The sequence below is a fragment of the bacterium SCSIO 12827 genome, assembly GCA_024397995.1.
Lineage (GTDB): Bacteria > Pseudomonadota > Alphaproteobacteria > Rhodospirillales > Casp-alpha2 > UBA1479.
This window is the reverse complement of record CP073746.1, coordinates 644,146-668,904: the sequence shown is the minus strand read 5'-3', so window position 1 is coordinate 668,904 and position 24,759 is coordinate 644,146. Positions and strand designations below refer to the sequence as shown.

At 63.9% G+C, this 24,759-nt stretch carries 24 protein-coding genes and 1 tRNA gene; 14 read left to right on the top strand and 11 right to left on the bottom strand.

Going from position 1 to position 24,759, the window contains the following annotated elements:
- Positions 1-54 precede the first annotated feature (54 nt).
- The 4 genes from tcuB to KFF05_03120 form a co-directional block, all read right to left on the bottom strand.
- On the bottom strand, positions 55-1,188 hold the full coding sequence (tcuB, locus tag KFF05_03135) for a tricarballylate utilization 4Fe-4S protein TcuB (protein ID UTW52384.1): 1,134 nt from the start codon (positions 1,186-1,188) through the stop codon (positions 55-57).
- Between the two features lie 31 nt (positions 1,189-1,219).
- Positions 1,220-2,644, bottom strand: a complete 1,425-nt coding sequence (gene tcuA, locus KFF05_03130; protein ID UTW52383.1) for an FAD-dependent tricarballylate dehydrogenase TcuA — start codon at positions 2,642-2,644, stop codon at positions 1,220-1,222.
- A 32-nt stretch (positions 2,645-2,676) separates the two neighbouring features.
- On the bottom strand, positions 2,677-4,395 hold the full coding sequence (locus KFF05_03125; GenBank protein ID UTW52382.1) for a hypothetical protein: 1,719 nt from the start codon (positions 4,393-4,395) through the stop codon (positions 2,677-2,679).
- A gap of 97 nt (positions 4,396-4,492) precedes the next feature.
- Positions 4,493-4,567 (bottom strand) — tRNA-Val (locus KFF05_03120).
- A gap of 209 nt (positions 4,568-4,776) precedes the next feature.
- Here KFF05_03120 and KFF05_03115 point away from each other — a divergent pair.
- The 3 genes from KFF05_03115 to KFF05_03105 all read left to right on the top strand — a co-directional run bounded on the left by KFF05_03115 (position 4,777) and on the right by KFF05_03105 (position 7,608).
- Positions 4,777-5,721 carry an N-formylglutamate amidohydrolase gene (locus tag KFF05_03115; GenBank protein UTW52381.1) on the top strand — a complete coding sequence of 315 codons (945 nt, stop codon included), beginning with the start codon at positions 4,777-4,779 and terminating at the stop codon, positions 5,719-5,721.
- 24 nt (positions 5,722-5,745) lie between these two features.
- Positions 5,746-6,285 (top strand): N-acetyltransferase, encoded by a 540-nt coding sequence (locus tag KFF05_03110; protein UTW52380.1) that lies wholly within the window; start codon positions 5,746-5,748, stop codon positions 6,283-6,285.
- Between the two features lie 351 nt (positions 6,286-6,636).
- Positions 6,637-7,608 carry a transglycosylase SLT domain-containing protein gene (locus KFF05_03105; protein ID UTW52379.1) on the top strand — a complete coding sequence of 324 codons (972 nt, stop codon included), beginning with the start codon at positions 6,637-6,639 and terminating at the stop codon, positions 7,606-7,608.
- 60 nt (positions 7,609-7,668) lie between these two features.
- Here KFF05_03105 and KFF05_03100 read toward each other — a convergent pair whose 3' ends face one another.
- Positions 7,669-8,082 (bottom strand): cupin domain-containing protein, encoded by a 414-nt coding sequence (locus KFF05_03100; GenBank protein ID UTW52378.1) that lies wholly within the window; start codon positions 8,080-8,082, stop codon positions 7,669-7,671.
- A 214-nt stretch (positions 8,083-8,296) separates the two neighbouring features.
- Here KFF05_03100 and KFF05_03095 point away from each other — a divergent pair, with 214 nt between their 5' ends.
- Positions 8,297-9,157 carry an ion transporter gene (locus KFF05_03095; GenBank protein UTW52377.1) on the top strand — a complete coding sequence of 287 codons (861 nt, stop codon included), beginning with the start codon at positions 8,297-8,299 and terminating at the stop codon, positions 9,155-9,157.
- On the opposite strand, the gene KFF05_03090 is transcribed toward KFF05_03095, so the two are convergent.
- From KFF05_03090 to KFF05_03070, 5 genes are all read right to left on the bottom strand, one after another.
- Positions 9,102-10,001 (bottom strand): DMT family transporter, encoded by a 900-nt coding sequence (locus tag KFF05_03090; GenBank protein UTW53561.1) that lies wholly within the window; start codon positions 9,999-10,001, stop codon positions 9,102-9,104. The genes KFF05_03095 and KFF05_03090 overlap by 56 nt on opposite strands.
- A gap of 131 nt (positions 10,002-10,132) precedes the next feature.
- The gene (locus tag KFF05_03085) at positions 10,133-10,771 is read right to left on the bottom strand and encodes a glutathione S-transferase family protein (GenBank protein ID UTW52376.1); all 639 of its coding nucleotides are present in this window, start codon (positions 10,769-10,771) and stop codon (positions 10,133-10,135) included.
- 88 nt (positions 10,772-10,859) lie between these two features.
- On the bottom strand, positions 10,860-12,083 hold the full coding sequence (locus tag KFF05_03080) for a CoA transferase (GenBank protein ID UTW52375.1): 1,224 nt from the start codon (positions 12,081-12,083) through the stop codon (positions 10,860-10,862).
- Position 12,084: 1 nt separating this feature from the next.
- Positions 12,085-12,975, bottom strand: a complete 891-nt coding sequence (locus KFF05_03075; GenBank protein ID UTW52374.1) for a MaoC family dehydratase N-terminal domain-containing protein — start codon at positions 12,973-12,975, stop codon at positions 12,085-12,087.
- Positions 12,976-12,992: 17 nt separating this feature from the next.
- Entirely contained in the window at positions 12,993-14,153 is a 1,161-nt protein-coding gene (locus KFF05_03070; GenBank protein UTW52373.1) for an acyl-CoA/acyl-ACP dehydrogenase, read from the bottom strand.
- A gap of 138 nt (positions 14,154-14,291) precedes the next feature.
- Here KFF05_03070 and KFF05_03065 point away from each other — a divergent pair, with 138 nt between their 5' ends.
- From KFF05_03065 to KFF05_03055, 3 genes are all read left to right on the top strand, one after another.
- The gene (locus KFF05_03065) at positions 14,292-15,245 is read left to right on the top strand and encodes a glycosyltransferase family 2 protein (GenBank protein UTW52372.1); all 954 of its coding nucleotides are present in this window, start codon (positions 14,292-14,294) and stop codon (positions 15,243-15,245) included.
- Between the two features lie 96 nt (positions 15,246-15,341).
- On the top strand, positions 15,342-17,111 hold the full coding sequence (locus KFF05_03060) for a B12-binding domain-containing radical SAM protein (GenBank protein ID UTW52371.1): 1,770 nt from the start codon (positions 15,342-15,344) through the stop codon (positions 17,109-17,111).
- Between the two features lie 103 nt (positions 17,112-17,214).
- Entirely contained in the window at positions 17,215-18,156 is a 942-nt protein-coding gene (locus KFF05_03055; protein ID UTW52370.1) for a 2-hydroxyacid dehydrogenase, read from the top strand.
- Here the strand turns inward: KFF05_03055 and KFF05_03050 are convergent.
- On the bottom strand, positions 18,125-18,808 hold the full coding sequence (locus tag KFF05_03050) for a GntR family transcriptional regulator (GenBank protein UTW52369.1): 684 nt from the start codon (positions 18,806-18,808) through the stop codon (positions 18,125-18,127). The two genes, KFF05_03055 and KFF05_03050, sit on opposite strands and share 32 nt — an antisense overlap.
- A gap of 157 nt (positions 18,809-18,965) precedes the next feature.
- Between KFF05_03050 and KFF05_03045 the strand changes: the two genes are divergently transcribed.
- The 7 genes from KFF05_03045 to KFF05_03015 all read left to right on the top strand — a co-directional run bounded on the left by KFF05_03045 (position 18,966) and on the right by KFF05_03015 (position 24,756).
- Positions 18,966-19,817 carry an isocitrate lyase/PEP mutase family protein gene (locus KFF05_03045; GenBank protein ID UTW52368.1) on the top strand — a complete coding sequence of 284 codons (852 nt, stop codon included), beginning with the start codon at positions 18,966-18,968 and terminating at the stop codon, positions 19,815-19,817.
- 89 nt (positions 19,818-19,906) lie between these two features.
- A complete protein-coding gene (locus KFF05_03040) occupies positions 19,907-20,869 on the top strand; it encodes a TRAP transporter substrate-binding protein (protein UTW52367.1) in 963 nt (320 codons plus the stop codon).
- Between the two features lie 58 nt (positions 20,870-20,927).
- Positions 20,928-21,404, top strand: coding sequence for a TRAP transporter small permease subunit (locus tag KFF05_03035; protein ID UTW52366.1), 477 nt, complete (start codon positions 20,928-20,930; stop codon positions 21,402-21,404).
- The gene (locus KFF05_03030; GenBank protein UTW52365.1) at positions 21,401-22,690 is read left to right on the top strand and encodes a TRAP transporter large permease; all 1,290 of its coding nucleotides are present in this window, start codon (positions 21,401-21,403) and stop codon (positions 22,688-22,690) included. The genes KFF05_03035 and KFF05_03030 overlap by 4 nt, the downstream gene beginning before the upstream one ends.
- A gap of 106 nt (positions 22,691-22,796) precedes the next feature.
- Positions 22,797-23,336 (top strand): MarR family transcriptional regulator, encoded by a 540-nt coding sequence (locus KFF05_03025; protein UTW52364.1) that lies wholly within the window; start codon positions 22,797-22,799, stop codon positions 23,334-23,336.
- A complete protein-coding gene (locus KFF05_03020; GenBank protein ID UTW52363.1) occupies positions 23,333-23,884 on the top strand; it encodes an SRPBCC family protein in 552 nt (183 codons plus the stop codon). The genes KFF05_03025 and KFF05_03020 overlap by 4 nt, the downstream gene beginning before the upstream one ends.
- On the top strand, positions 23,881-24,756 hold the full coding sequence (locus KFF05_03015; GenBank protein ID UTW52362.1) for an FAD binding domain-containing protein: 876 nt from the start codon (positions 23,881-23,883) through the stop codon (positions 24,754-24,756). Before KFF05_03020 ends, KFF05_03015 begins: the two co-directional genes overlap by 4 nt.
- Positions 24,757-24,759 lie beyond the last annotated feature (3 nt).

Genomic DNA, 24,759 nt, shown 5'->3' with positions numbered 1-24,759 from the left:
CCGGCGTCCGGAAACGGGCGCCGGTTTTTCGTTGGGCTTAGGGGAAAAGAGAAATCAGCGCTTCTGTTCGCGGCGGTTGCGCAGCAGGGCGGCGTAGCGGTAGACCGCGTGCACGAACTTGCCGTAGGGCATGGTCAGGAACAAAGCCAGCACCGTGCCCAAGTGGATCGCCAGCAGCGTCCCCATGGCGCTCGTCTCCCGCCAGCCCAGAAGGGCCAGGCCGGTCAGGCTGACCAGGAACAGCAACGCGAGGAAGCCCGTGTCCATGCCGCGCTGGGCGTTGACCAGCACGTTGGGGTCGGCAATGCGCTTGAGATAGATCAGGCCGAGCGGCCCGATCAGCAGCCCGATGCCGCCGACCGTGCCAAAAAGGACCGGCAGGGACGTATAGCCGTAGGGCGCTTCCCAGCCGAACACGTAGTGATAGACCGTGCCCAGGGACGTCGCCGCGAAACACAGCAGGAAACCCCAGAAGGTCATCTGGTGGAACACCCGGCGGACCTGGGAAAAGCTTTCCGAAGGATAGTTGCAGCCATCCATCTTGCCCCGCACGCCGCCGCCGCCCATGTACTTCATGACCAAGGCGTCATGGGTCGCCCCCGCGACGGACAGCGCCGTTTCGTCGGCCTGGGACGGCGCCGTGTCGCGGCGGAACCGCCAGAACCCGAACAGCAGCACCCCCACGGCATAAAGGAACACGCTGCCGAAGGAATAGGCCATCACGTTGTGGGGAATCACGGCGTAGAAGTTTCCGGCGTGCTCGCCGTGGATGACCTCCGCCGGCTGGAACAGATGGATCAGCGCCAGGACAAGGCCGATGCCGCCCGCCATCAAGACCGACACAAGGGTGCCGTTCTTCTGGAACAGCCCCGCAAGGAAGCCGGGCCAGGTGTAGCGGCGGTAGGTGTCGGCGCGCAGGCGGGCGAAGGCCTGCGGCACATTGACGGCGAATTCGTGAGGCGGCGCGTACTGGCAGGCGTAATAGCAGCCGTTGCAGCCGTGGCACAGGTTGGCCAGGTAATCCAGATCCCCGTCGGCGAAGGTGTTCTGGCGCATCATCGCCGGGAATACGCCGCAAAACCCCTCGCAATACCGGCAGGCATTGCAGATGGTCATCAGGCGGCGGGCTTCGTCGTGCAGGTCGGCCAGCTGATCGCCCTGCAGCGCTTCGTCGGAGGCAGCAGCCATCTTGGCCAAGGGGGTCTCAGTTTGCGGTGTCTCAGTTTGAGGCATTGCGGGCGGCTCCCTCTCCGGCGATGCGGCCGAATACCAGGCCGATGGCCATGCCGATACCACCGGCATACCCCTGGCCCAGGATGTTGCCGGACACGATCTCGCCGGCGGCGAAGATATTGGCGGCGGACACAGTGCGGCCGTCCTTGCCCTTGAACTGCACGCGGGCTTCCTTGTTCACCTTGACCCCCAGATAGGTGAAGGTGATGCCGGTGCGCAGGGGATAACCGTAGTAGGGCGGCGTGTCGATGGTCTGCGCCCAGTTGGATTTGGCGGGGCTCAGACCCTCGGTCGACAGACCGTCAAGCACACCCGGCTTGAATTCCCTGTCCTTGTTGCCCCCCCCGCGGCAGGCGGCGTTGTAGTCCGCCACGGTCTTTTCCAGGGCGTCGGGGTCCAGTTCCAGCAGACCGGCAAGGTCGCGGATGCTGTCGGCCTTCAAGGGCGGGTAAAGCGACGGCATGAACAGGTCGTTGGCCTTGGCGTCGACGATGCCGAAGGCGATCTGGTCTTCCTGCTTGGCCAGCAGACGGCCCCAGATGGCATAGCGCTTGGGCCAGATGTCCTCGCCCTCGTCATAGAAACGCTGGGCCTTGCGGTTGACCATGATGGAATAGATCACGCAGTCGACCCGCGTGGCGATGCCGCCGTCGCATTTCGGGCTGCGGGCGTCGATGGCAATGGCGTGGCACTGGTCCGCGTCGGCAGCCGTTTCGGCGCCGTGGTCCATGAGAACCCGCAGCATGCGGCCCTTGTTGTAGCCGGTGCCGCGGATCAGAAAGCCCTCGGCCGCCTCGCCCCAGCCTTCCTTCAGCCAGTCGATGTCGGCCTGGTACCCGCCGGAGGCGAGCACGATGGCCCGCGCCTCGACCGTCTGTTCCTGACCCTGGTATTTGACGCGGGCGGCGGTGAAGGCGCCGTCCTCGATCTTCAGGTCCATGACCTCGGCCTCGTAGCGGCAATCAATGCCGAGCTTTTCCGCAGTCGCGTAATAGGCGTTCAAGACCGCCTTGCCGCCGCCCTTGAAAAAGGCGTTGGTGCGGTCCAGGCCGATGGTGCCGGACAGGGGCGGCTGAAACTTGACACCCCGGGCCGCCATCCAGTCGGCGGCGTCGAGGGATTTTTCGATCAGGAAGCGGGACAGGTCCTTGTCCGTATTGCCCTGGGTCACGCGCAACAGGTCATCGTAATATTCATCAACCGGATAGGGGCCGGTGACGAAATCCGTCGCCGCGTCATGGGCATAGCGGATGTTGCGCACGTGGCGGGTGTTGCCGCCACGGAAATCCTTGGGTGCCGCTTCCAGCACCAGCACGCTGGCGCCGCGTTCGCGCGCGGTCAGGGCGGCCGCCATGGCGGCTCCGCCGCCGCCGACGACAATGACGTCTACTTTTTCCGGTAACCCCTTCATGCCGGGCTTTTTAGGATTGTATACAATCGCCGTCAAGCAGAGTTACGGGTGTAAACCGCCTGCCCCGTGACCACGAAATCGACCCGATCATCGACCAGCGCCCGGCGGCATTCGGCGGGCGTATTGATGATCGGCTCTTCATGGGCGTTGAACGACGTGTTGATCAGCACCGGCAGACCCGTCTTCGCCTTGAACGACGACAGGATATCGGCATAGAGGGGATTTTCCGCGCGGCGGACGACCTGCGGCCGGGCCGTGCCGTCGACATGGACCACGGCGGGGATGCGCTTATGCCATTCCGGCTTCACGGCGGTGGTAATGGTCATGAAACTGGCGGCGTAGCGGTTGGCCTTGGTGATATCGAACACGCTGTCTGCGTCTTCCTCCGCCACATAGGGGGCGAAGGGCATGAATTCGGTTCTCTGAAGTCTGGCGTTGAGCGACGCATTGATCTCCGCGTCCGCCGGATTGGCAAGGATCGAGCGCGCGCCTAAGGCCCGTGGCCCGAATTCCATGCGCCCGTCATAGATCGCCCCGGCCTTGCCCGACGCGATCAATTCCGCCGCCCGGTCCGCCGGGTTGCCGTCGATCCGCTTGAGCACCCCGTTGGCGGCCAGCACCTGATCGGCGTCGGCGTTGTAATCGCGGCCCAGATAGACCGAGGACAACCGCCGCCGCTGCTTCAGCCAGGCATCAAGCCCGTCCTGCTCCAACAGATACTGCAACGCGCCGCCCACGGTGATGCCTTCGTCGCCCATGCCGGGGAAGATGAAGATTTCATCCGTATCCGTTTCCTCGCAAAGCAGCCGGTTAAGACGCACGTTGGCGAACACGCCGCCGGCCAGGCCGATGCGGCGCACGGGGTGACGCTTGAGGATCGCGCGGACGGAGGCCAAGACCGTGTCCTCCAGCACCTTCTGGACCGAGGCCGCCATGTCGGCGGGCTCCGCCCCCTTGGCGAGTTTCTGGATCTCGTCGCGCATGGCGGCGTCGGAATCGAAATCGGACCAGATGACGCCCGCCGCATCGACGTTGAAATGGCGGCCCAGGGCATCCGCCTGCGCCGGCTCGCCGAAGGCGGCCAGGCCCGTCAGCTTGCCCTCGTGGCGGTTCATCCGGTAGCCCAGGGCCTGGGTCGTGAAGCCGTAGGCGAGGCCCAGGCTATCCACGCGCCGGGGCTGGAGCGTCATGTTCTCGCCGCCGAACAGGCAGTCGAGCCGGCCGTCTTTCAGGATTCGATGGGAATAATGCACGTTGTCGCCGCAACCGTCGGCGGTATAGAGCAGCCCATCGTCCCAATCCGTGTAGAACAGGGCCGACAGCGCATGGGACATGTGGTGGTTGGAATAGGCGATCTTCACGCCTTCCTTGAAGCCGAAGTCGGCGCGGAACATTTCCTCGCGGAACAGCTTCGCCGGCTCGCCCTCGCCGCGCTGCTGCATCTGCGCGCACATATCCTTCAGCTTTTCATGGCCGATGATCTTGTGAAACGCGTATTCCGCCGTTTTCAGGGCGTTCGACTTGAAATAGCGCGCAGGGAAGGACGCACGGGACAGCACCACCACATCGACATCCCTGCGCGTCAGCCCGGCGATGGCCAGGACCTCGTCCATGGCCGCCTCGGGAATCCCGCCGCCGTCGCCCTTCTTGCGGGTCAGGCGCTCCAGCTGCACCGCCGCGACCAGATTGTAGCCGTCGAGCAGCGCCGCCGTTCCGTCGTGATAGCCGGTGTGGAGGGAGAGGATGATCATAGGCGTCTTCTACCCAATCGAGGGGCGTAGGGACAGGATTTAGCGCGCCGATGCGGTAACAAAAAACGCCCCGAAGGGGGCGTTTTTGAGTGTTAGATGGTGGGCGCGGTAGGGATTGAACCTACGACCCCCTCGATGTCACCGAGGTGCTCTCCCGCTGAGCTACGCGCCCGTCCCGGCCCCGCCCCGTATCGGGGCGGCCAAGAGAAGGGGGTTTTAATGCCTTCGACCCCGCTTGGCAAGGCCCGCGGTCGGGCTTTGTGACGATCCCCGATCGCCGCCTGCCCCAAGGCCGTCAACCGCAAGAAACCATTGCGCCCCCCGCGCCGGGAGGCTAACAAATTATGGGGTGTGTCGAAGCAGCCGACGGGGCGCGATTACATGGATAAAGGCCGGGACGCAGGCCAAAACGAAGACGGCACGGGCGGTACCTCGTCCGCCGCCTCGGCCGGGCCCCAAACCCCGGCCCGGCCTATCGACATTTTCCGCCCCAACGCGCAGACCGCCCCCGTGGTGTTCGCCTCCCCCCATTCGGGCCGCAATTACACCCCCGACTTCGTCGAACAATCCTGTTTGGACGCGACGGCGCTGCGCCGCTCGGAAGACGCCTTCGTTGACCAATTGTTCCGCCGTGCCCCCGATTTCGGCGCGCCCCTGATTCGCGCCAATTTCCCGCGCGCCTATGTGGACGCCAACCGCGAGGCTTATGAGCTCGACCCCCGCATGTTCTCAGGCGCCCTGCCAGACTATGTGGTGACCCGCTCGCCGCGCATCGCGGCGGGGCTTGGCACCATCGCCCGCGTGGTCGCCAACGGTGAGGAAATCTACAGCCATCCCCTGACCTTCGCCGAGGCCCGCCGGCGTATCGAGGACACCCACCGGCCCTATCACAAGGCACTCATGGGCCTGATCGACGACACGCGCCAGGCTTTCGGCGGCTGTCTTCTGGTCGATTGCCATTCCATGCCGTCCAACGTGACCGGCACCCGCAATGACCATCCCCTGGGCGATATCATTCTGGGCGATTGCCACGGCACCGCCGCCGCGCCGGCGATGACAGCCCTGGCGGAACGGTTGCTCAGGGAACTGGGCTTTTCCGTGACCCGCAACCGGCCCTATGCCGGCGGCTATACCACCCGCCATTACGGTCGCCCCCGGGCGGGCGTTCATGTCCTGCAGATCGAACTCAACCGCGCCCTTTACCTGGACGAGACAGCCATCGCGCCCAAGCCGGAAATGGCCGGGATCACCGCCCGCCTTGACGATTTCATGGCGCAGCTTTGCGCCGGGGCGCGGCGGCTGGTCCTGCCGGAAGCGGCGGAATAAGCCCGCCCCAGGAACAACACCGCGATGAGCACATCCGACACCATCCAAGTCCGCGACGCCACCGAGGCCGACATGGCCGCGATCCGCGACATCTACGCCCATCATGTGGCGACCGGCGGCGGCAGCTTCGAATACGATCCGCCGGATGTCGCCGAGATGATCCGCCGCCGCGCCGCCGTGGTCGACGCCGGATACCCCTATATCCTGGCCGAGGACGCCGGGCGGGTGCTGGGATACGCCTATGCCGGGGCCTATCGGCCGCGCCGGGCCTATCGCTATACGGTGGAGGATTCGGTCTATGTCGCCGAGGACGCCCATCGCCGCGGCGTCGGCCAGAAACTGCTGGCGGAGCTGATCCGTCGCTGCACCGCCGAGGGCTATCGGCAGATGATCGCGGTGATCGGGGATTCGGGAAATGCGGGCTCAATTAGTTTGCACCGCAAAATGGGCTTCCGCGAGGTCGGGGTCATCCGCAACATCGGATTCAAGTTCGGGCGCTGGCTCGACTCGGTGACCATGCAGCTGGCGCTCGGCGACGGCGGGGATTCCTTGCCCGAAGACTAAGTCCCGGACTTTGTTAGCATTTTCTCATTAATGAACAATCGGCGCAGGCAAAAAAAAGGGCCGTGTCAGAGACACGGCCCGAGTCGTTGGGAGGAAACATCCAAGTAAAGGCAGGTGCGGAAGACCGTCTGGGAGGATCCGTCTCCCGCATGCTGCGATGCAATATATACGTGGCTTTGTTCGCAGGTGCAAACAAAAAAATACCGCCCTCGGCATTTTTTTCGCCCCCGGCAAATGCCGCCGCCCAGGCAACGCACGACGACCTGATAACATATTGTTTTTACAGTCAAATTTTTTGCCCGTTCCTGGCACGCCCCTTGCGACGCCTTGGCCTAGAACGGGAGAATAATCATGGCGTGGCAAACGCGCTTGTTCCTTTGCTGGCTTTTGGCCTGGGGTCTTGGATGGGCCCCGGACGCCTTGGCCGCGCGCGGACAAGCATCTGAAAATACTGACGAAGTCTGTCTCCAGGCGGCGCGCGCCGTGGAACGGCGCGAGGGCATTCCGGCCAATCTTCTGGCCGCCATCGCGCTGACGGAGTCGGGCCGTTTCGATAAGGAAAGCGGGGAAAATTTTGCCTGGCCCTGGACCGTGACATCCCAGGGCAAGGGCCGCTATTTCGCGACCAAGGCCGAAGCCCGCGCCGAGGTTGAAATTTTGTTGAGCCAAGGGGTCCGCAACATCGACGTCGGCTGCATGCAGATCAACATGCATTACCACTGGAACGCCTTCGAGACCCTGGACCATGCCTTTGATCCCGCCGCCAACGCGGCCTATGCGGCCAAGTTCCTGAAGGCCAAATATGACCAGACCCGCAATTGGCTGACCGCAGCCGGCCAGTACCATTCCCAAACGCCGGAAAACTTCCGTCCCTACCGCATCAAGGTGCTGAGCTATTGGAACCGCCTGAACCGGGGTGACGGCGAAACCCGTCAAGCCAAGAAGGACGCCGGGACGGACGGGGATGAATCCCGCGAGACCACCCTGGTCGCCGTCGACACCGGCCGCACCGCACGCTTGAACGGCCTGCTCAAGGAAAAGCGCCGGAACGAACGTCTGGACATGCGGGCACTGGGCGACACCGACCGGCGGCGCACCGATCTCGACGACTGGCGTTATCAGAAACGCCGCGGCGTGCACCTGGAGGCCGTGGTCGCCCAACGAATCGCCGAGATGGAAGTGCAGCGCGCGGAAAAGATGCGCGACCTGGATCGCGCCACCCGCGACGTCACCTTCGCCGAAAAGCGCCGCGACCAGCTTGACCGCTGGCGCCGGACCGGCAAGTTGGTCGGCGACACGCCACAGATAACGGTCGAACGCTAATACGAACGGGCCCGCGAGGGGCCCGTTCGCAACTCAACTTTTTGAATACGTCAAACGTGGTTACGCCGGTTCCTGCATGAAGTCCTTGTCATCGACAGGCTCCAACCAGGTCGCGCCATTGCCCTGATCGTCGGCTTCGGACAGGGCGAGGTGGCACATCATGCTGTCCGGCGCGGCACCATGCCAATGGCGGGCATTGGGCGGAATGACGACCGTGTCGCCGGCGTTGATTTCCTCGACCGCCTGGCCTTCCAGCTGGTAGCGGCCCGAACCCGACAGCACGTAAAGAATCTGCCCCACCGCATGGGTGTGCCAGTTGGTGCGCCCGCCGGGCGTGAAGGTGACGCGCGACACACGCAGCCGCGACGGCGCTTCCTCGGCGAACACGCTTTCATGCAGGACCTGACCGACGAAATTATGGGCCGGAGCGATCTTGGTTTGCCGATCGCCGGCGCGGATGATTTTGGGTTCCATTTGGAAGCCTCCCTTTATTGGCGGTTTTCTGGTGGACGTTTTGTATACAATGGCATGGCTTCCCCGCAAGGAGAAGCCGCCCGTTTCGTGCCATCGCCGACACAGGCGTTGATGGCCGCTTGAAGGAAATGCGCGCCGATCCTATCTTGGGCGCGGCTGCCGCAAAGAGGGCCACCTACTCCCATCAACGATATTCCTAAGGCGACGCCCACATATGTCCGACGCATCGACCGATACCCTGGACCAGCGCCCGGCGGGCGCCCTGGGCCGCCTGCAGGCCTTCATCGAGGCCGAGGCGACCCGCCGCGTGATCATCGCCGTCATCATCTTCAACGCCATCGTCCTTGGCCTGGAAACCTCGCCCACGGCGATGGCCGCCGCCGGGGACATCCTGCGCCTGCTCGATCACATCGCGGTCGCCATTTTCGTTGCCGAACTTTCGATCAAACTCGTGGTCTATCGGCTTGGGTTTTTCCGCAGCGCCTGGAATATCTTCGACTTCGTGATCGTCGGCATATCCTTGATGCCGGTGACGGAGGGCATGACCGTGCTGCGCGCACTTCGCGTGCTGCGCGCACTTCGCCTTGTCTCCGCCGTGCCCAAGATGCGCGTAGTGATCCAGGCCTTGCTGGAGGCCGTGCCGGGCATGAGCTCGGTCCTCGCCCTGCTGTGCCTGGTGTTCTATATCGCCGCCGTCATGGCGACCAAGCTGTTCGGCGGCGATTTCCCCGCCTGGTTCGGCACCATCGGGGAATCGGCCTATTCCCTGTTCCAGATCATGACCCTGGAATCCTGGTCCATGGGTATCGTCCGTCCGGTGATGGAGGTCCACCCCTTCGCCTGGGCGTTCTTCGTGCCGTTCATCCTGATCGTCACCTTTGCCGTCCTCAACCTGTTCATCGCGATCATCGTCAATTCCATGCACGACGCGGCAGCCGTCGACGCGGAGCAGCATCAGGCCGAACAGGACGAGATCATCCGCAAGCTGGCGATGCAGGTCGACCGCATCGAACAAAAGGTCACCGCCCTGGCCGACCGGCAGCCCCCGGACGGCGCAGCAGGCGACCGTCGATAAACACAAGGCCGAGGCCGATCACCGCCGCTCCCGCCAGTTCCCGGGGATGCATCGTTTCGCCCAGGAACAGAATGCCCAAAGCCATCGCCGTCACCGGGATCAGCAGGGTGACCAGCATGACATTGCTGGCCCCGGCGCTGACCAGCAGGCGGAAGAACACGATATAGGCGAGCGCCGTGCCGAACGCGGCCAGGCCGACGATCGCACCCAATGTCGCCGGCGCCGGCAAGGGCAGCTCCCATGGCCGGTCCCACAGGCCGGCGACCACGGCCATGACGAGGCTGGAACAGATCAGCTGACAGGTCGCCGATTTCAGCGGCGGCACCCCGCCCAGGTGGCGGCGGCCCCACAGGCCCGCGAAGGCATAGCTGACCGTGGCCGCCAGACACAGGCCGATGCCGAGGGTCTGCCCCGCGTCGGCGGCCCCGCCGCCCCGCAGAACCACCACGCCGAGGATACCCAGGACGACCCCGATGACGCGGAGCGCCGTCAGCCGCTCCACCCCGAAACCCGCCATGACGAGAACCGTGAACAGCGGCGTCATGGCGTTGATGATCGAGGCGAGGCCCACTGTCACCTGCGTCTGCCCGAAAAACAACAGGCCGAACGGCAGGACGTTGTTCAGCATCCCCATGATGCAGAAGGGCCGCCAGGCCGCCCATCCGCGCGGCAGATGATGGCCATAGCGGAAAAACAGCGGCAACAGCAGCAGCGCCGCCAGGAACACCCGGGCGAACACGACCGTCAGCGGCGGAACCTCGCGCACGGCGGCCCCGACGAAAAAGAATGCCCCGCCCCACAGCACGGACAGAAACACCAACTGCCCCCATTCGGGACCGTTCATGGAACGGGGCGGTTGGCCTTGTGTCATGTTTCTCTCGCGGACAGGTGTACCCGGTATCGGTGATGCCCGTATCGGAACGGGTCGTCTTCCCGGCTCTTGCGTTCAATCACAATGCAGCTCCCCCCCAGGGATCAGGCGTTTTCTTCCGTGATGGCCGCTTTCACGTTGGCCCGCGCCGCCATGCGCGCGCGGTGATCGACGATCCTGGGGATGCGCGCGGGATCGACGCCGTCCTGTTCCAGCCATTGCGCGATGGTGAACAGATAGGGATCGGCGATGGTATAGGCATCACCCATCACCCAGGGGCCCTTGAGCATGCCCGCCTCGATCAGGTCGTAACAGGCACCGACGGACTCGGGCACCTTCTTCTGCATGGCCGTGATCGCTGCCTGATCGTTTTCATCGACCCAGCGGTGGCCACGCATGCGATGGGCATGGGCGACATGCAGGGACGAGCAGATAAAACTGTTGAAGGCCTGCAGTTCGGCGAAGGCGAAGGGATCCTCAAGCGGCGCCAGATTGGCCTGAGGGAAGCTTTGCGCGACGAAGGCGAGCATGGCCGGGGTTTCCGTCAGGATGCCCCTTGGCGTGACCAGGGCGGGCACCCGACCCTTGGGATTGACGGCCAAGTATTCCGGCGAGCGCTGCTCCAGGCGCTTAAAATCGACACGGCGCAGCGCATAACCGTCCCCCGCCTTCAGCCCCGCGTCCTTGAACGCAATCAAGGTCGCCAGCGCGCATGTATCCGGCGCGTAGAACAACGTGAACATGGTCGTATCCTCCCCCAAGGCACCGCAGGACGCGGCCGGGAAACAGTCGCCGAAATCGGTCCAGGCGGCAACGGGGATTACGGGACGGCTAGATAATCCCGCGCGCCTTCAGGTCCGCCAGGTCGGCCTCTGACAAGCCCAGCAGCTTGCCGTAGACGTCCGCGTTGGACGCCCCCAGCCCCTTGCCGAGGGACTTGATCTGCCCCGGCGTCTTGGACAGCTTCGGGATTACACCGGGGATCGTCACCTCACCGACTTCCGGATCGTCGATCGTGACAAGCTGATCACGGGCGCGGAAATGCGGGTCTTCGAAGATGTCGGCAATGGAATTGATCGGCCCGGCCGGAACTTCGGCGCCGATGCATTTTTCCATGACCTGTTCGCGGGTCATGGACAGGCACCAGTTGGTGACTTCCTCAATCACGGTGTCTCGGTGCTTCAGGCGCTCCGCCTGATCGCCGTAGAGGTCCCACAAATCCGGGCGGCCCATGCCTTGGGTCAGGCGTTCGAACATCTTGGACGTGGTGCAGGCGATGGACAGGAACTTGCCGTCACCGCAAGGGAAATGCCCGTGCGGGCAAGCGTTGAGGGTACCCGTTCCCTCGGGCTCGCGCACGGTGCCCTGGGCGGCATAGGCCGGGGCCAGTTCGTCGAGCACGCGAAACACGCTTTCATAAAGGGCAGCGTCGATGACCTGGCCCTCGCCGGTGGCGTCGCGATGACGCAGGGCCATCATGATGCCGATGGCGCCGTACATGCCGGTCATGTAATCGCCGAGCGAGGTCGAGCCCGGCGTCACCGGAATTTCCCCGGGCTTGCCCGAAAGATAGGTCAGCCCGCCCACCGCATGGCCGATACGGGCGAATCCGGGCCGGTCCTTGTAGGGGCCGGTCTGGCCGTAGCCGGTAACCCGCAGGATCACCAAGCCGGGATTGATCGCCCACAGCACGTCCGGCCCCAGGCCCCAGCGTTCCAGGGTGCCGGGGCGGAAATTCTCAATCAGCACGTCGGCGTCGGCGACCAGTTTTTTCAGCAGATCCTGGCCCTCGGCCTCCCGCAGGTTGAGGGTCACGGCCTGCTTGTTGCGGGCCTCGGTCAGCCAGGCGAGGGTCGAATCCTCTCGTGCCGTCTTGGTCCCGTAACGCCGCCAGGGATCGCCACCGCCCTGCCCGTCCTTGTGGGGCTGTTCGACCTTGATGACCTCGGCGCCGAATTCACTCAGGATCGTGCCCGCATAGGGTCCCGCGATGAAGGTCGCGATATCGATGACGCGAACGCCGTTCAGCGCGGCGGGGCTTTGCTTGTTCGTCATGTTACGCATCCTCGAAATCGGCGTCGGCCTGCATGGCAAGCCAGTTGTCCTGATCCAACGCCCAAAGGTCGGCGGCGCTGTCCCCTGTCGGCTTGCCCTGGAAGGTCATGGCGCGGCCGTCGGTAAAGCTGGGCCGGACGGCCCGGTAGGCGAAGCGGGTCATGCGCTTGCCCTGCTTGGCCATTTCACGCGCGCCCAGGTCCATCAGCAAACTCGCGATCAGGGGGCCGTGGACGATCAAATTCGGATAACCTTCGTCGTTCTGCGTAAATTCGCGGTCGTAGTGAATACGGTGGGCGTTGAAAATAAGTGCTGAGTAGCGGAATAGCATGGCCTCGTCCGGCAGCACGCGACGTTCCCAAACGGCTCCTTCGGGGGCGGGCTTGGGCGGCGGCGGCGGCGGCGCGTCGGGGGCGGCTTCGTCGCGGTAGACGATGTCGTGTTCCTCGACAATCACGTCCTGGCCGCCGGCCTGGATGCGATGTTCGACCAGCACGAAGACCAGCCGCCCGGATTTGCCTTCCTTGAAGGTCACGTCCTTGACCGTGGACAGCCGCGTCGCCTTGTCACCGATGCGGAGCGCTTCCTTGAACCAGATGCGCCCGCCCGCCCACATGCGGCGCGGCAGCGGCACCGGCGGCAGGAACCCGCCTTTCTTGGCGTGGCCGTCAAACGCCAGTTCCGAATGCTGCGGCGTTTCCAGAAAATACAGCCAATGAGCCGACGGCGGCAGGGCCTCGCCGTCCTGGGGTGCGGTGTCGGCGCGGTCGATGGTGGCGGCCAGGGCGCGCACCGGGAAGGCGCCGATGGTGTCCGTCAGTTCCTGGGTCTTGCCGATCCAGGACCGCAGGTGGTCCATGTCCAAAGGCGCGTTGGGGTCGATGTCGTCCATAGGTGTGGTCTTTCTGCTTAGAAGGAGCGCGGCATGTCGAGGACATGCTCGGCGATGTAGGAGAGGATGAGGTTGGTCGAGATCGGCGCGGTCTGGAACAGGCGCGTCTCACGGAACTTGCGCTCCACATCGTATTCACGGGCGAAGCCGAACCCACCGTGGGTTTGCAGGCAGGTATCGGCGGCGTGCCAGGTCGCTTCCGAGGCCAGCAACTTGCACATGTTGGCCATGGCCCCGACTTCTTCACCGGCGTCGAAGGTTTCCGCCGCCTTCTGCACCATGAGGGCCGCGGCCTCCGTCTCCGCGTAGCAGCGGGCGATGGGGAACTGGACGCCTTGATTCTGACCGATGGGCCGATCGAACACCCGTCGATCGACGGCATAGTCGCGGGCCTTCTTGATGAACCAGCGGGCGTCGCCGATGGCTTCGGCGGAAATCAGGATGCGTTCGGCGTTCATGCCGTCGAGGACGTAGTAGAACCCGCGCCCTTCCTCGCCGATCAGGGCGTCGGCGGGAATGCGCAGATCGTCGAAGAAGATTTCCGTGGTCGCATGGTTGACCATGGCTTCCAGCTTCTGGATGGTCAGGCCGTTGCCCTTGGCCTTCTGCATGTCGACCAGGAAGATGGACATGCCCTGGTGCGGCTTGGCCGCCTCTTCGCGGGGCGTGGTGCGGGCCAGCAGCAACATCAGATCGGAATGTTCGGCGCGCGACGTCCACACCTTCTGGCCGTTGATGACCCATTCGTTGCCGTCGCGCCGCGCCGTGGTGCGGATGCGCGTGGTGTCCGTGCCGGACGTAGGCTCGGTCACGCCGAAAGCCTGCAGGCGCAGGGCGCCGGACGCGATCTCGGGCAGATAGCGGCGCTTTTTCTCCTCGTCGCCGTGGCGCAACAGCGCGCCCATGATGTACATCTGGGCGTGGCAGGCACCGCCGCTGCAGCCGGACTTGTGGATTTCCTCCATGATCGCAGCGGCCTCGGACAGGCCCAGGCCGGACCCGCCGTATTCCTCAGGAATCAGGCAGGCGAGGAAGCCGGCCTCGGTCAGGGCCGTGACGAATTCGGTGGGATAGGCGTCATTGCGGTCCTTCTCGCGCCAGTATTCGCCGGGGAAATCCCGGCAGAGGGCAGCAACGGATTCCCGGATTTCCGGGTGAGTGGGCGTGGTGGAGGTCATGGATTTTCCTGGGCTGGTGGTCTAGGTGGTATTTTAAGATCGACGAAGTTTTAATGGTTTTAGCGCAACCTTGCGACTATCCGAAAGGCCCCTGAAACGGGCCCCGGGCGTGAACAAGGGCGAAAGAACGGATTTCAGGTGCCGGAAGACAACAAAGTCGCCGTCGTAATTCCCGCCTATCGGGCCGCTGCCCAGGTCGCCACGGTGATCCGGGGCGTGCCGGATTGGGTTAAACGCATCTACGTGGTTGACGATGCCTGCCCGGAACATTCCGGCGACGCGGCCAAGGCGGCCGGGGATAACCGGGTCATGGTTCTGCGCCGGCAGCAGAACGGCGGCGTGGGGGCTGCGGTGAAGACCGGCTACCGCCAGGCCCTGGCCGACGGCTTCGACATCGTGGTCAAGATGGATGCCGACGACCAGATGGACCCGGCCTATTTGAAGGCGCTGTTGAAGCCGATCCTGGCGGACCGCGCCGACTACACCAAGGGCAACCGGTTCCGCGACCTGAAGGCGCTGCGACAGATGCCCCGCGTGCGCCTGTTCGGCAACAGCGTGCTGACCTTCCTGGTCAAGGCCGCGTCGGGATACTGGCAGATGATGGACCCGACCAACGGCTATACGGCGATCAACCGCGACGCGCTGGAGCGTCTGGAGCTTGACCGGGTGTCGGACGGTTATTTCTTCGAATCGGACATGCTGATCCGCCTCAACATCATCGGCGCCGTGGCCGAGGACGTGGCCATCCCCGCGCGCTACGGGGACGAGCAAAGCTCGCTGCACATCCCGTCGATCATGCCCGTCTTCATCTATCGGCTGATCCGCGGCATGGGCAAACGCATCCTGTTCAAATACTTCCTCTACGATTTTTCGCTGGGGTCGTTCTACCTGACGGCGGGCACGGTGCTGACCGCATTCGGCCTGATCTTCGGCGGGATCAAGTGGTGGGAAGCGGCGGAAACCGGCGTGACGTCGAGCATGGGCACCATCATGATTGCAACGCTCGCGATCCTTCTGGGGGTACAGTTCCTGGTCCAGGCCATCAATTTCGACATTCAGACGTCGCCCAAACGCCCCCGTGACGGCGACTGAGGCTTTGCCGGTCTTGCCTCTCCTCTGCTAATAAGTCGGGAGAATCGCGCCGAATTCCAATATAATGCAAAGCGCGCACATGAAATCGGGGAAGACATGACCACATCAGGCCACACGACTGCCGCCGACCGCGCGACCAACGCGCCGCTCCGCGTGATGTTCGTGCATGCGCCGGATCCGGTCTATTCCAACACCCAGACCTACGGCGCCATCTTCATGCCCGTCTGGGCCTATACCCTGGCCGCGCACATCCCCGACGACCTGAACGTGGACTTGATGCTCCACGACACCCGGGTTCAGAAGGTCGAGGACATTCCCGAAGCCGACATCTACCTGTTCAGCGGCATCAACCAGGACGCCCCGTTCATGGAGCGGATCCGCGGCCAGTTGAAGACCCGGTTCCCCAAGGCGCGCTCCATCGTCGGCGGCCCCCTGGCCTGGTCCTTCGATCAGGCGGGCACCCTCGACCGGTTTGAGAATTTCGACCATGTGTTCATCGGCGACGGCGAGGCCTGCATCGCCCAGTTGATCCAGGACGTGCGCGACGGCCAGCCCATGGAGCATCTCATCAAATCGCCCGGCCGGTTCGAAATATCCCGCGCCAAGCCCATGCACCGGGGCCTGATGGACGCGACGATCTCGCGCTATTACGGCGCGGTGATCGAGGTCTCCCGCGGCTGCCCGTTCCTCTGCGAATTCTGCGACATCCGCATCATGGACGACAACAACCGGCCCCATAACAAGTCGGCCGACCTGATCGTCGAGGAACTGGACCATCTGTGCTCGCTCGGCGTGTCACAGATCCTGTTCGCCTGCGACAATTTCATCGGCGAGCCGCGCTGGGCTGAACTTGTGATCGACAAAATCCTCGAGTGGAAGGCCAGGACCGGCCATACGCCCTCGCTCTATACCTGGCTGACCATCAACCTGAACAACCATCCGGAATTGATGGACAAGATGCGCCGCGCCGGCTTCGACATGCTGTTCATCGGCATCGAAAGCTTTTCCAAGAATTCGCTTCTGGAAACGGCCAAGGTGCAGAATTCGTCGACCGAACTGACCCAGGTGGTGCGTGAAATCCAATCGCGCGGCTTCATCATCGTCGGCGGCCTGATCTTCGGCTTCGACAGTGACGACGAAGACTGCTTCGACATCACCTTGAAAGGCCTGACCGACGCGGCACTGTTGTCCGGCGACCCGTCGCTGCTGACCGCCCTGCCGGGCACGCCCTTGTACCGCCGCATGAAGCTGTCGAACCGTCTGCGCGACGTGCGTTTCGGGCTGGGCGGCTACAAGTACCAGACCAACATCAAATACCTTTTGCCCCGCCGGACCATGATCGACGGCTACAAGCATTTCGTCGACGTGTTCACGGACGGCGCCTATCAGTACGAACGGCTCAAGGCGTTCTTCAACCTGCAGGCCGAGGGCCACCATGTGCCCATCGAGGGCCAGGGTTTCGGCAACACGGGCCTGTTCCTCAAGATGGTGTTCAAGAACTGGCGGGCTTTGCTGCAACTGACCCAGCGCCTGACCCGGTTCTCCTTGAACCCGAAGCGGGTCTACTACGCGCTCAAGGGTTTCGGCATGGCCTTTTCGCGGCGCAAACAAGTCCCCAACTGGTTCGGCTATTTCCAATTCTGGCTGTTCGCCTGGACCAACGCGGCGCTCAAGTACCTGAATCTCAGCGACGCCGATTTCGACATCGAAAGCGTGCCCGACGGCTTCGACATCCACGACATCCTGCCCAAGGATTACGGATCGACGGCGGCGGAGCCCATCCCCGCCGGCAAGATCAAGGCCCAGTTGCGGTCGACGACGGCGCAGCTTGAATCCGTGATCGAACGCAAGGTGGGCGCAGCGTAGCGATCCGCCGTTTTCCATCATCACGCCGCGGGGCACCGTCGGCGCCTACCCAGGAACGGACCGGCAGGGTCCGTGCCTTTCACCCATGCCCAAGGGAACGACCGTGAAGCCCATCATCCTGTTCAAACACGAAGCCCCCCGCCACCGCATCGACTTCGCACCCGACTTCACCCTGCTGGATTTCGACCTCGCCGCCGGGACGCCCGACGACGATGCCCGCAAGTCGGCCCGCATCATGGTCACATCGGGCTTCATCGGCGTGACCCGCGCGGAAATGGACGCCCTGCCGGCGCTGGAGCTGATCTGCACCATCGGCACCGGGTACGAAAAAGTCGATCAGGACGCCGCCCGGGAACGCGGCATCCGCATCACCCATGCGGCGGGCATGAACGCGCCCTCGGTCGCCGATCACGCCTTCGCCCTGCTGTTGGGCATCGTGCGCAACATCCCCGTCTATGACGCGTCGGCCCGGGCCGGAAAGTGGCGGGAAGACCTGCCCCAGCGCCCGATGCTGAACGGCAAGAAGATCGGCATCATCGGCATGGGCGCCATCGGCCAGGGCATCGCCCGGCGCGCCGAAGGCTTCGACATGGAGGTGTCCTACATGGCCCGGTCGGCCAAGGCGGACCTGCCCTGGCGCTATGTCGATAATGTCCGTGACCTGGCACAGCACGTGGATTTCCTGATTTCCGCCGTGCCCGGCGGCCCCGCGACCCATCACCTGATCGACCGCACGGTATTGGACGCGCTGGGCAAGGACGGGTTCCTGATCAACGTCGGGCGCGGCAGCGTCGTCCACACGGACGATCTGATCACTGCCTTGCAGGACGGCGTGATCGCAGGGGCCGGACTCGACGTGTTCGAGGACGAGCCTGTGGTCCCCGAAGCGCTCTGCACCATGACCAACGTCGTCCTGACCCCCCATGTGGGCGGGGCCGCGCCCGAGGTTCAGATCCTGGGCGTGAAGCTCATGCGCCGCAATATCGAGGCCTTTCTGGCCGGCAAGCCCCTGATCAGCCCGATCCCGGAACTGTCCGAAGCTTGACCGGGGCGGCAGCTGTCCCGATCCGCAACTTGAAATTGGCAAGCGCGGCATGGACGTGGCTGAGCATGATCGCGGCCGCCAGATCGCTCTGGCCGCGCTCGATCGCCGTGGCCAGTTGGCGATGCTCGGCGAAACTGCGGTCGACATCGGCGCGGGCGAATTTCCTGTAGGACTGAACCACATTGTTCAATTCGATCAGGGACGTCGTGACGACCAGAAGCTGGCGTTGCCCCGATGCATCCAGCAGGACCTGATGAAACCGGTTGTTGAGGGGCGCGATCTGCCCGAAGTCCGGCTCGCTCCGGTCACCCAACGTTTCCATCCGCGCGCATAGCTCGAACAACTCGTCCAGGTGTTCCTGTTTGCGGTTAAGGGCTGCCAGGCGGGCACCCTGGGGTTCCAACAGCGCGCGGATTTCCAGAATTTCGACCATCTCCGCATCGGCGTAGCCGCGCACGATGGCACCGGCATGGGCCGTGAAGTCGATCAGCCGGTCATTGACCAGGCGCTGCAGGGCGATGCGCACGGGTGTGCGGCTGACGCCGAACTGCGTCGCCAGTTCGCCTTCACGCAGGCGGTCGCCCACAGCGTAGTCGCCGGCAAGAATGCCTTCGCGGATCTGTCGGTACACCCGATCACTTGACGTCGCCATGCTTTCACTCCCTGGGCATCACGCCGGCAAACATACTGTCCCAGGCGATGCGCCACATAGTCTTGTTTATTGTATGCAATATAGGCTAAAACAGCCCCCGAAACGGCAAAAATAGCCTTTATTGCATACAATTATTCCACGAAGAGGAAATGTTCGAATGAAAAGCCTGTCCCAACGTCTAAAGCAGGATGAGATTCTTATCGCCCCCGGCGTGTTCGACATGATTTCGGCGAAAGTCGCGGATTCTCTGGGGTTCGACGTCCTTTACATGACCGGCTACGGCGTCGTGGCCTCGCACCTGGGCCTGCCCGATGCCGGCATCGCGACCTATACGGACATGGTCAGCCGTGTGCGCCAGATCGCCGAGGGCACTAAGACACCCCTGATCGCCGACGGCGACACCGGCTACGGCGGATTGCTTAACCTGGAACACACGGTGCGCGGCTACGAACGGGCCGGCGCCACGGCGATCCAGCTCGAAGATCAGGAATTCCCCAAGAAATGCGGCCACATGCTGGGCCGCAACGTGGTGCCGCTGGAAGACATGCTGGCCAAGATCCGCGTCGCCCGCGACACCCGTGACAGTGATGAATTCCTGATCATCGCCCGCACGGATTCCCGCACCACCCTGGGCCTGGACGAAGCCCTGCGGCGCGCCGATGCCTTTGCCGAAGCGGGCGCCGATATCCTGTTCGTCGAATCCCCGGAAAGCGAAGAAGAGATGCGCACGATCTGCGAACGCTTCGATCTGCCGCTGCTGGCCAACATGGTCGAAGGCGGCCGCACCCCGGTACTCAGCCGCGACGACCTGCAATCCCTCGGCTACAAAATCGCCCTGTTCCCCGGAAGCGGGTTCCTGGCCGCCGGTCAGGCCTTGAAGGCCGTGTACACGGACCTCAAGGAAACCGGCTCGACCGCCGGCTCCAAGGTCGACTTCTACCCGTTCGCGGAATTCAGCCAGCTCATGGGCTTCGGCCAGGTCTACGACTTCGAACAGAAATACAAGTGATCTCCCCGGGCCCGCGCGCTGCGGGCCCGATCACCTGCCGGGCGCAGACCTGCCCACTCCCTCCCCAAGAAAATCTGAGGAAACAAACAATGCTGAAGAAACTACTGGCAGCCATCGTGCTGCTGAGCTTCGCCGCCTTGCCGGCCCAGGCCAAGAAAGTGACCCTTGCCTCCTCCGCGCCCAACAGCGGCATGAACAAGATCTTTGTCGACACCTTCACGAAGGAGCTGAAGTCCCGCGCGCCGGAACTGGAACTGGAAGTCTTCCTCGACAGCCAGCTTGGCGCGGAACGGGAATTAATCGACCTGGTGCGCATGGGCGAAACCTCGATCCACATGGGCGTGATCCATTCCTCCCAGTATTATCCGGAACTTGACGCCACCCTGGTGCCCTATCTGTTCCAGAGCTTTGAGGCGGTGCAGCGCTTTCTTGCCGGCCCGATCGGCAAGCAGATGGAAGAAGCCCTGCTCAAGAAGGGCAACGCCGTGACGCTCGGCTATTATTACCAGGGCGCCCGTTGGACCAGCACCAAGGGCAAGACCTTTGATACCGTCCCCGGCCTGAAGGGCATCAAGATCCGCATGCCCAAGATCCCGCTGTGGATCGATATCTGGAGCGGCCTGGGTGCGACCATCGCCCCGATGCCGTCCAAGGAAGTGTTTTCCGCCATGCAGTCCGGTGTGATCGACGCCCAGGAAAACATGCTGTCCAACATCTGGGGCCGGCGCCTGTACGAAGTGTCCGACCACCTGGTCGCAACCCGCCACCAACAGGGCTACGTGACGGTCATGGCCAACCAGGATTTCTGGAAAAAGCTGACCGACGCCGAACGCACCGCCGTCCAGGCCGCCACGGACGCCGCCAGCAAGGCAGCCACCGACGCCGCATCGTCCCTTAACGACAAGATCGTCAAGGACATTGCCGCCAAGGGCGTGAAGGTCATCGAACCGAAGCCGTCGTTCCGCACGGACGCCCTGCCGATCGTTGAAAAGGCCGCCCGCGACATCCTCGCCCCGGGCGTCTGGGACGCGGCCGTCAAAGCCAGCAACTAGCGCGCAGAGATCAATAAAAAAAATGACTCGCGTATTGAACCTTGTGGCGAGGACCTCAATGGTCCTCGCCGCCTTTTGCTTCGCCGGATTCCTGATCATGATCCTGGCCCAGGTCGGCTATCGCCATCTGGACCTGTCCATGGTCTTCAGTGAAGACGCCGCCCGCCTGTTGAACATCTATGCGGTGTTTCTCGGCCTCGTCATGGTCGTGCACCAGGACGGCGATGTCCGCATTGATCTGATCGACCGGCTGCTCGGCAGCCGCCCCCGGATGCGCGCGGGGTTCAGGGTGTTTCAATACCTGGTCACCATCGTGCTGCTGTCCGCCGTGGCCTACGGCTCCTTCCGCCTGATGCTGTCGAACTGGGGCTGGATCCTGCCGGCAATCCGCTTCTTACATCAAGGACATATCTACATGGCACCGTTCATCGGCTGCGTTCTGGCGACGATCACCGCCGCCGCCAAACTGGCCGGGGCGCTCGGCGACCTGGCCGGTGCTCCTCATACCACCGACACGACGGAGCCCCGGACATGATCGCCGCAGGTTGGTTGATGGCGGGCCTGATCGGGATGCTCGTCCTTGGCGTGTCCGCCGGGATCGCGCTGGGTGCCTCGAGCCTGGGATATTTCGGGCTGACCCGCGGGCTTATGGAAATTCCCTACGAAATCATCACCCAACGTCTGGTGGGAACGATCAATTCCTTCACCCTGCTGGCCATTCCCCTGTTCCTGTTTGTCGGCCATCTGATGAATGAATCGGGCGCGACGACGCGGCTGTTCGGTTTCGCCAATGCCTTGGTCGGTCATTGGCGCGGTGGGCTTGCCCAGGTCAACGTGCTGGCCTCGATGCTGTTCGCGGGCATGTCCGGGTCGGGCACGGCGGATGCCGCCGGCCTGGGCGCCATCGAAGTCAAAGCCATGCGCGAAGCCAATTACGACGACAAGACCACCATCGGGGTCACCGTCGGCAGCGCCCTGATCGGCCCGATCATTCCGCCCTCGATCGCCGCCATTCTTTATGCCGTGCTGGCCGAGGTTTCGCCGGCCGACGTGCTTCTGGCCGGTGCCATCCCGGGTGTCTTGATGGCCATTGGCCTGATGATCTTGGTCGCCTTCCTGGCGCGCCGGCGCAAGCTGCCGTCGGAGCCCTTCCCCGGCATGCGCGCACTCGGGCAATCCTTTCGGGAATCCTTCTGGGCCCTGTTGACGCCGGTAATCCTGATCGGCGGGATTCTCGCGGGCTTTTTCACGGCCACGGAGTCCGCCGCCATCGCCGCCCTATGGGCGACCGTCGTGGCGGTGTTCATCTATCGCTCGGTCGGCTTGGCCGCCCTCGGCCGGGTGTTCTGGCGATCCGCATACGATTCCACGGTCATCATGTTCATCCTGGCCTGTTCCGGCCTGTTCGGCTGGATTTTGACCCGCGCACGCCTGCCGCAAGGCATTGCTGACGCCATTTCGGGCCTGACCACGGACCCGACATTGGTGATGGCCCTGATGATCGTGTTCCTGCTGGTGATCGGCTGCTTCATGGCCGTCGCCGTGTCGATCAACATCCTGACGCCGATCCTGGTTCCAATCGCGGTCAGCGTCGGCATCGACCCGGTCCACTTCGGCGTCATCATGATCATGGTTCTGGTGATCGGCGAGGCCACCCCGCCCTTCGGCATGGTGCTGTTCGTCATGACCAAGATCGCCAATGTGCCTTTCGATCTTGTGGTTCGCGCCTGCCTGCCGTTCCTGGCCACGATTTTCCTCGTGGTTTTGGCGGTCTGGTTCATGCCGCAGCTGGCCCTCTGGCTGCCGGGCGTCGCCCGATAGATATCTTCGGCGCGGCATCCGGTGATCGGGTGCCGCGCCGAACGCCATATCCGGATTTGAAAATTAATCTTGACGTCAAGATAGTTGCCAGAGAATACTGTCCGGCATGGATCACTCTTTGAATCGCCCCGAGGATCATGTCGACCGCATTCTTGCCGAATGGCGGCAGGGATTTCCGAACCTGGCCACCGCGCCCATGGGCGTGGTCGGTCGCGTGCGGCGGCTCGGCACCTTCTTTCTGCGCGGGATGGAAGAGACCTGGGCCAAGTTCGACCTGAATGTGGCGGGGTTCGACGTGCTGTCGACCCTGCTCCGCGTCGGTCCGCCCTACAGCCTGTCACCGGGTGAATTGATCGCCTCGACCATGGTCACGTCGGGCACCATGACCCACCGCATCGACCAGTTGGAGCGATCGGGATATGTCGTGCGCCGGGCCAACCGTGATGACGGCCGCAGCGTGCGGATCGTCCTGACCGACCGAGGGCGGAAGCTGATCGAACAGGCCCTTGTCGCCCATGTGGAAACCCAGGCCCGCTTGATCGAGACCCTGACCCCGGCGGAGCAGGATACCCTCGCGGCCCTGCTGAAAAAGATGCTGGCCGAATTCGAAGCACCGGAATCCGACAAACGGAGCCCGGTGCCGTGATCATCGAGAACACTTTGGACCTCGGCCTTGCCCCCGACGATGCCTGGCGCACCTTGCTGAATATCCCCTATGTCGCGCCCTGCCTGCCCGGCACCAAGCTGACAGCGGTGGTGGACGAGCACACCTACGAAGGCATGGTAGAACTGAAACTGGGCCCGGTCAGCCTGTCGTTCCGCGGCACGGCGGTGATCGAGGACGTGGACCCGGAGGTCATGAAGGTCCGCGTGTCCGCCAAGGGGCGGGAAGACCGGGGCCGCGGCTCTGCCCATGCCACCGTGACCTTCCAACTGCATCCGACCGCCAACGGCACCCGCGTGGAACTGGTGACGGACCTGAACCTGGCCGGCAGCATCATCCAATACGCGCGGGGGGCCGGCATGGTCACCAAGACGGCGCAGCAGTTGGTCGATCAGTTCGCGGCCCGCCTGAGCAAGCGCATCGACAGCGGGGAAGAGCCGGACCCGGAAGCGATCAAGGTGGGGTCGCTTTTGTGGCAGGGGCTGACGGCGCGCTTCAAGGCCGGCAAGCTGGACACGCCCGACGCATGAAGCCCGCCCCCTTCACCTATCATCGGGCAGGGTCCCTCGCCGAGGCCGCCGAGATGGCGGCGACGCTGGACAACGCGCGGCTCTTGTCCGGCGGGCAGTCCCTGATGGCCATGATGAACCTGCGCTATGTCGCGGTCGACCATCTGATCGACCTCAACCCGGTGGCGGAGATCGCCGGGATCACGATTGACGGCGGGCGCGTCACCCTCGGTGCCATGACCCGCCAGCGCACGGTGTTGGAAGACGCCGCCTTGGCCGCCTGCTGCCCGATTCTGCGCGAAGCACTCGGCTTTGTCGGCCATGTCCAGACTCGCAATCGGGGCACGGTGGGCGGGTCGCTGGCGCACCTGGACCCGGCGGCGGAACTGCCGGGTATGGCCGCCCTGTTGGGGGCCGAGATCACGTTGACCAGCCAGAACGGCACGCGCCGCGTCGCCATGGCCGATTACCCCCTGGGCTACATGACCCCCGATATCAACGGGGGCGAAATTCTGACCTCCCTTTCTTTCGATGCCTGGCCTTCGGGCCACGGCTGGGATTTCCGGGAATTCGCCCAACGCCACGGCGATTTCGCCATGGCCGGTGTCGGCAGCCTGATCACCCTGGACGCAAACGGATGCATCGACCGCGCCGCCGTGGTGCTGATCGGCATCGACGACGGGCCGGTCCGCCCGACCGACGTGGAAGCCATGATGATCGGTGAGGCGCCGTCGGACGCCCTGTTCCGCGCGGCGGGCGCCCTCATCGCCGAGCGGCCCATGGCCGGCGACGCCCTGGTCACGGAAACCTACCGCCAACACCTCGCGGGCGTGCTGCTGCGCCGTTCCCTCGCCAATGCCTGCGTCCGCGCGTCGGAGCCCGCCCATGTCTGATGC

Bases quoted from the DNA above. Each gene is read 5' to 3' on its own strand.
- KFF05_03015 (UTW52362.1), top strand. From the start codon at position 23,881: ATGAAGCCCGCCCCCTTCACCTATCATCGGGCAGGGTCCCTCGCCGAG.
- KFF05_03070 (UTW52373.1), bottom strand. From the start codon at position 14,153: ATGACCTCCACCACGCCCACTCACCCGGAAATCCGGGAATCCGTTGCT.
- KFF05_03080 (UTW52375.1), bottom strand. From the start codon at position 12,083: ATGACGAACAAGCAAAGCCCCGCCGCGCTGAACGGCGTTCGCGTCATC.
- KFF05_03030 (UTW52365.1), top strand. From the start codon at position 21,401: ATGATCGCCGCAGGTTGGTTGATGGCGGGCCTGATCGGGATGCTCGTC.
- KFF05_03085 (UTW52376.1), bottom strand. From the start codon at position 10,771: ATGTTCACGTTGTTCTACGCGCCGGATACATGCGCGCTGGCGACCTTG.
- KFF05_03095 (UTW52377.1), top strand. From the start codon at position 8,297: ATGTCCGACGCATCGACCGATACCCTGGACCAGCGCCCGGCGGGCGCC.
- KFF05_03075 (UTW52374.1), bottom strand. From the start codon at position 12,975: ATGGACGACATCGACCCCAACGCGCCTTTGGACATGGACCACCTGCGG.
- KFF05_03115 (UTW52381.1), top strand. From the start codon at position 4,777: ATGGATAAAGGCCGGGACGCAGGCCAAAACGAAGACGGCACGGGCGGT.
- KFF05_03060 (UTW52371.1), top strand. From the start codon at position 15,342: ATGACCACATCAGGCCACACGACTGCCGCCGACCGCGCGACCAACGCG.
- KFF05_03100 (UTW52378.1), bottom strand. From the start codon at position 8,082: ATGGAACCCAAAATCATCCGCGCCGGCGATCGGCAAACCAAGATCGCT.
- KFF05_03045 (UTW52368.1), top strand. From the start codon at position 18,966: ATGAAAAGCCTGTCCCAACGTCTAAAGCAGGATGAGATTCTTATCGCC.
- KFF05_03125 (UTW52382.1), bottom strand. From the start codon at position 4,395: ATGATCATCCTCTCCCTCCACACCGGCTATCACGACGGAACGGCGGCG.
- tcuA (UTW52383.1), bottom strand. From the start codon at position 2,644: ATGAAGGGGTTACCGGAAAAAGTAGACGTCATTGTCGTCGGCGGCGGC.
- KFF05_03050 (UTW52369.1), bottom strand. From the start codon at position 18,808: ATGGCGACGTCAAGTGATCGGGTGTACCGACAGATCCGCGAAGGCATT.
- KFF05_03110 (UTW52380.1), top strand. From the start codon at position 5,746: ATGAGCACATCCGACACCATCCAAGTCCGCGACGCCACCGAGGCCGAC.
- KFF05_03105 (UTW52379.1), top strand. From the start codon at position 6,637: ATGGCGTGGCAAACGCGCTTGTTCCTTTGCTGGCTTTTGGCCTGGGGT.
- tcuB (UTW52384.1), bottom strand. From the start codon at position 1,188: ATGGCTGCTGCCTCCGACGAAGCGCTGCAGGGCGATCAGCTGGCCGAC.
- KFF05_03035 (UTW52366.1), top strand. From the start codon at position 20,928: ATGGTCCTCGCCGCCTTTTGCTTCGCCGGATTCCTGATCATGATCCTG.
- KFF05_03025 (UTW52364.1), top strand. From the start codon at position 22,797: ATGGATCACTCTTTGAATCGCCCCGAGGATCATGTCGACCGCATTCTT.
- KFF05_03090 (UTW53561.1), bottom strand. From the start codon at position 10,001: ATGAACGGTCCCGAATGGGGGCAGTTGGTGTTTCTGTCCGTGCTGTGG.
- KFF05_03040 (UTW52367.1), top strand. From the start codon at position 19,907: ATGCTGAAGAAACTACTGGCAGCCATCGTGCTGCTGAGCTTCGCCGCC.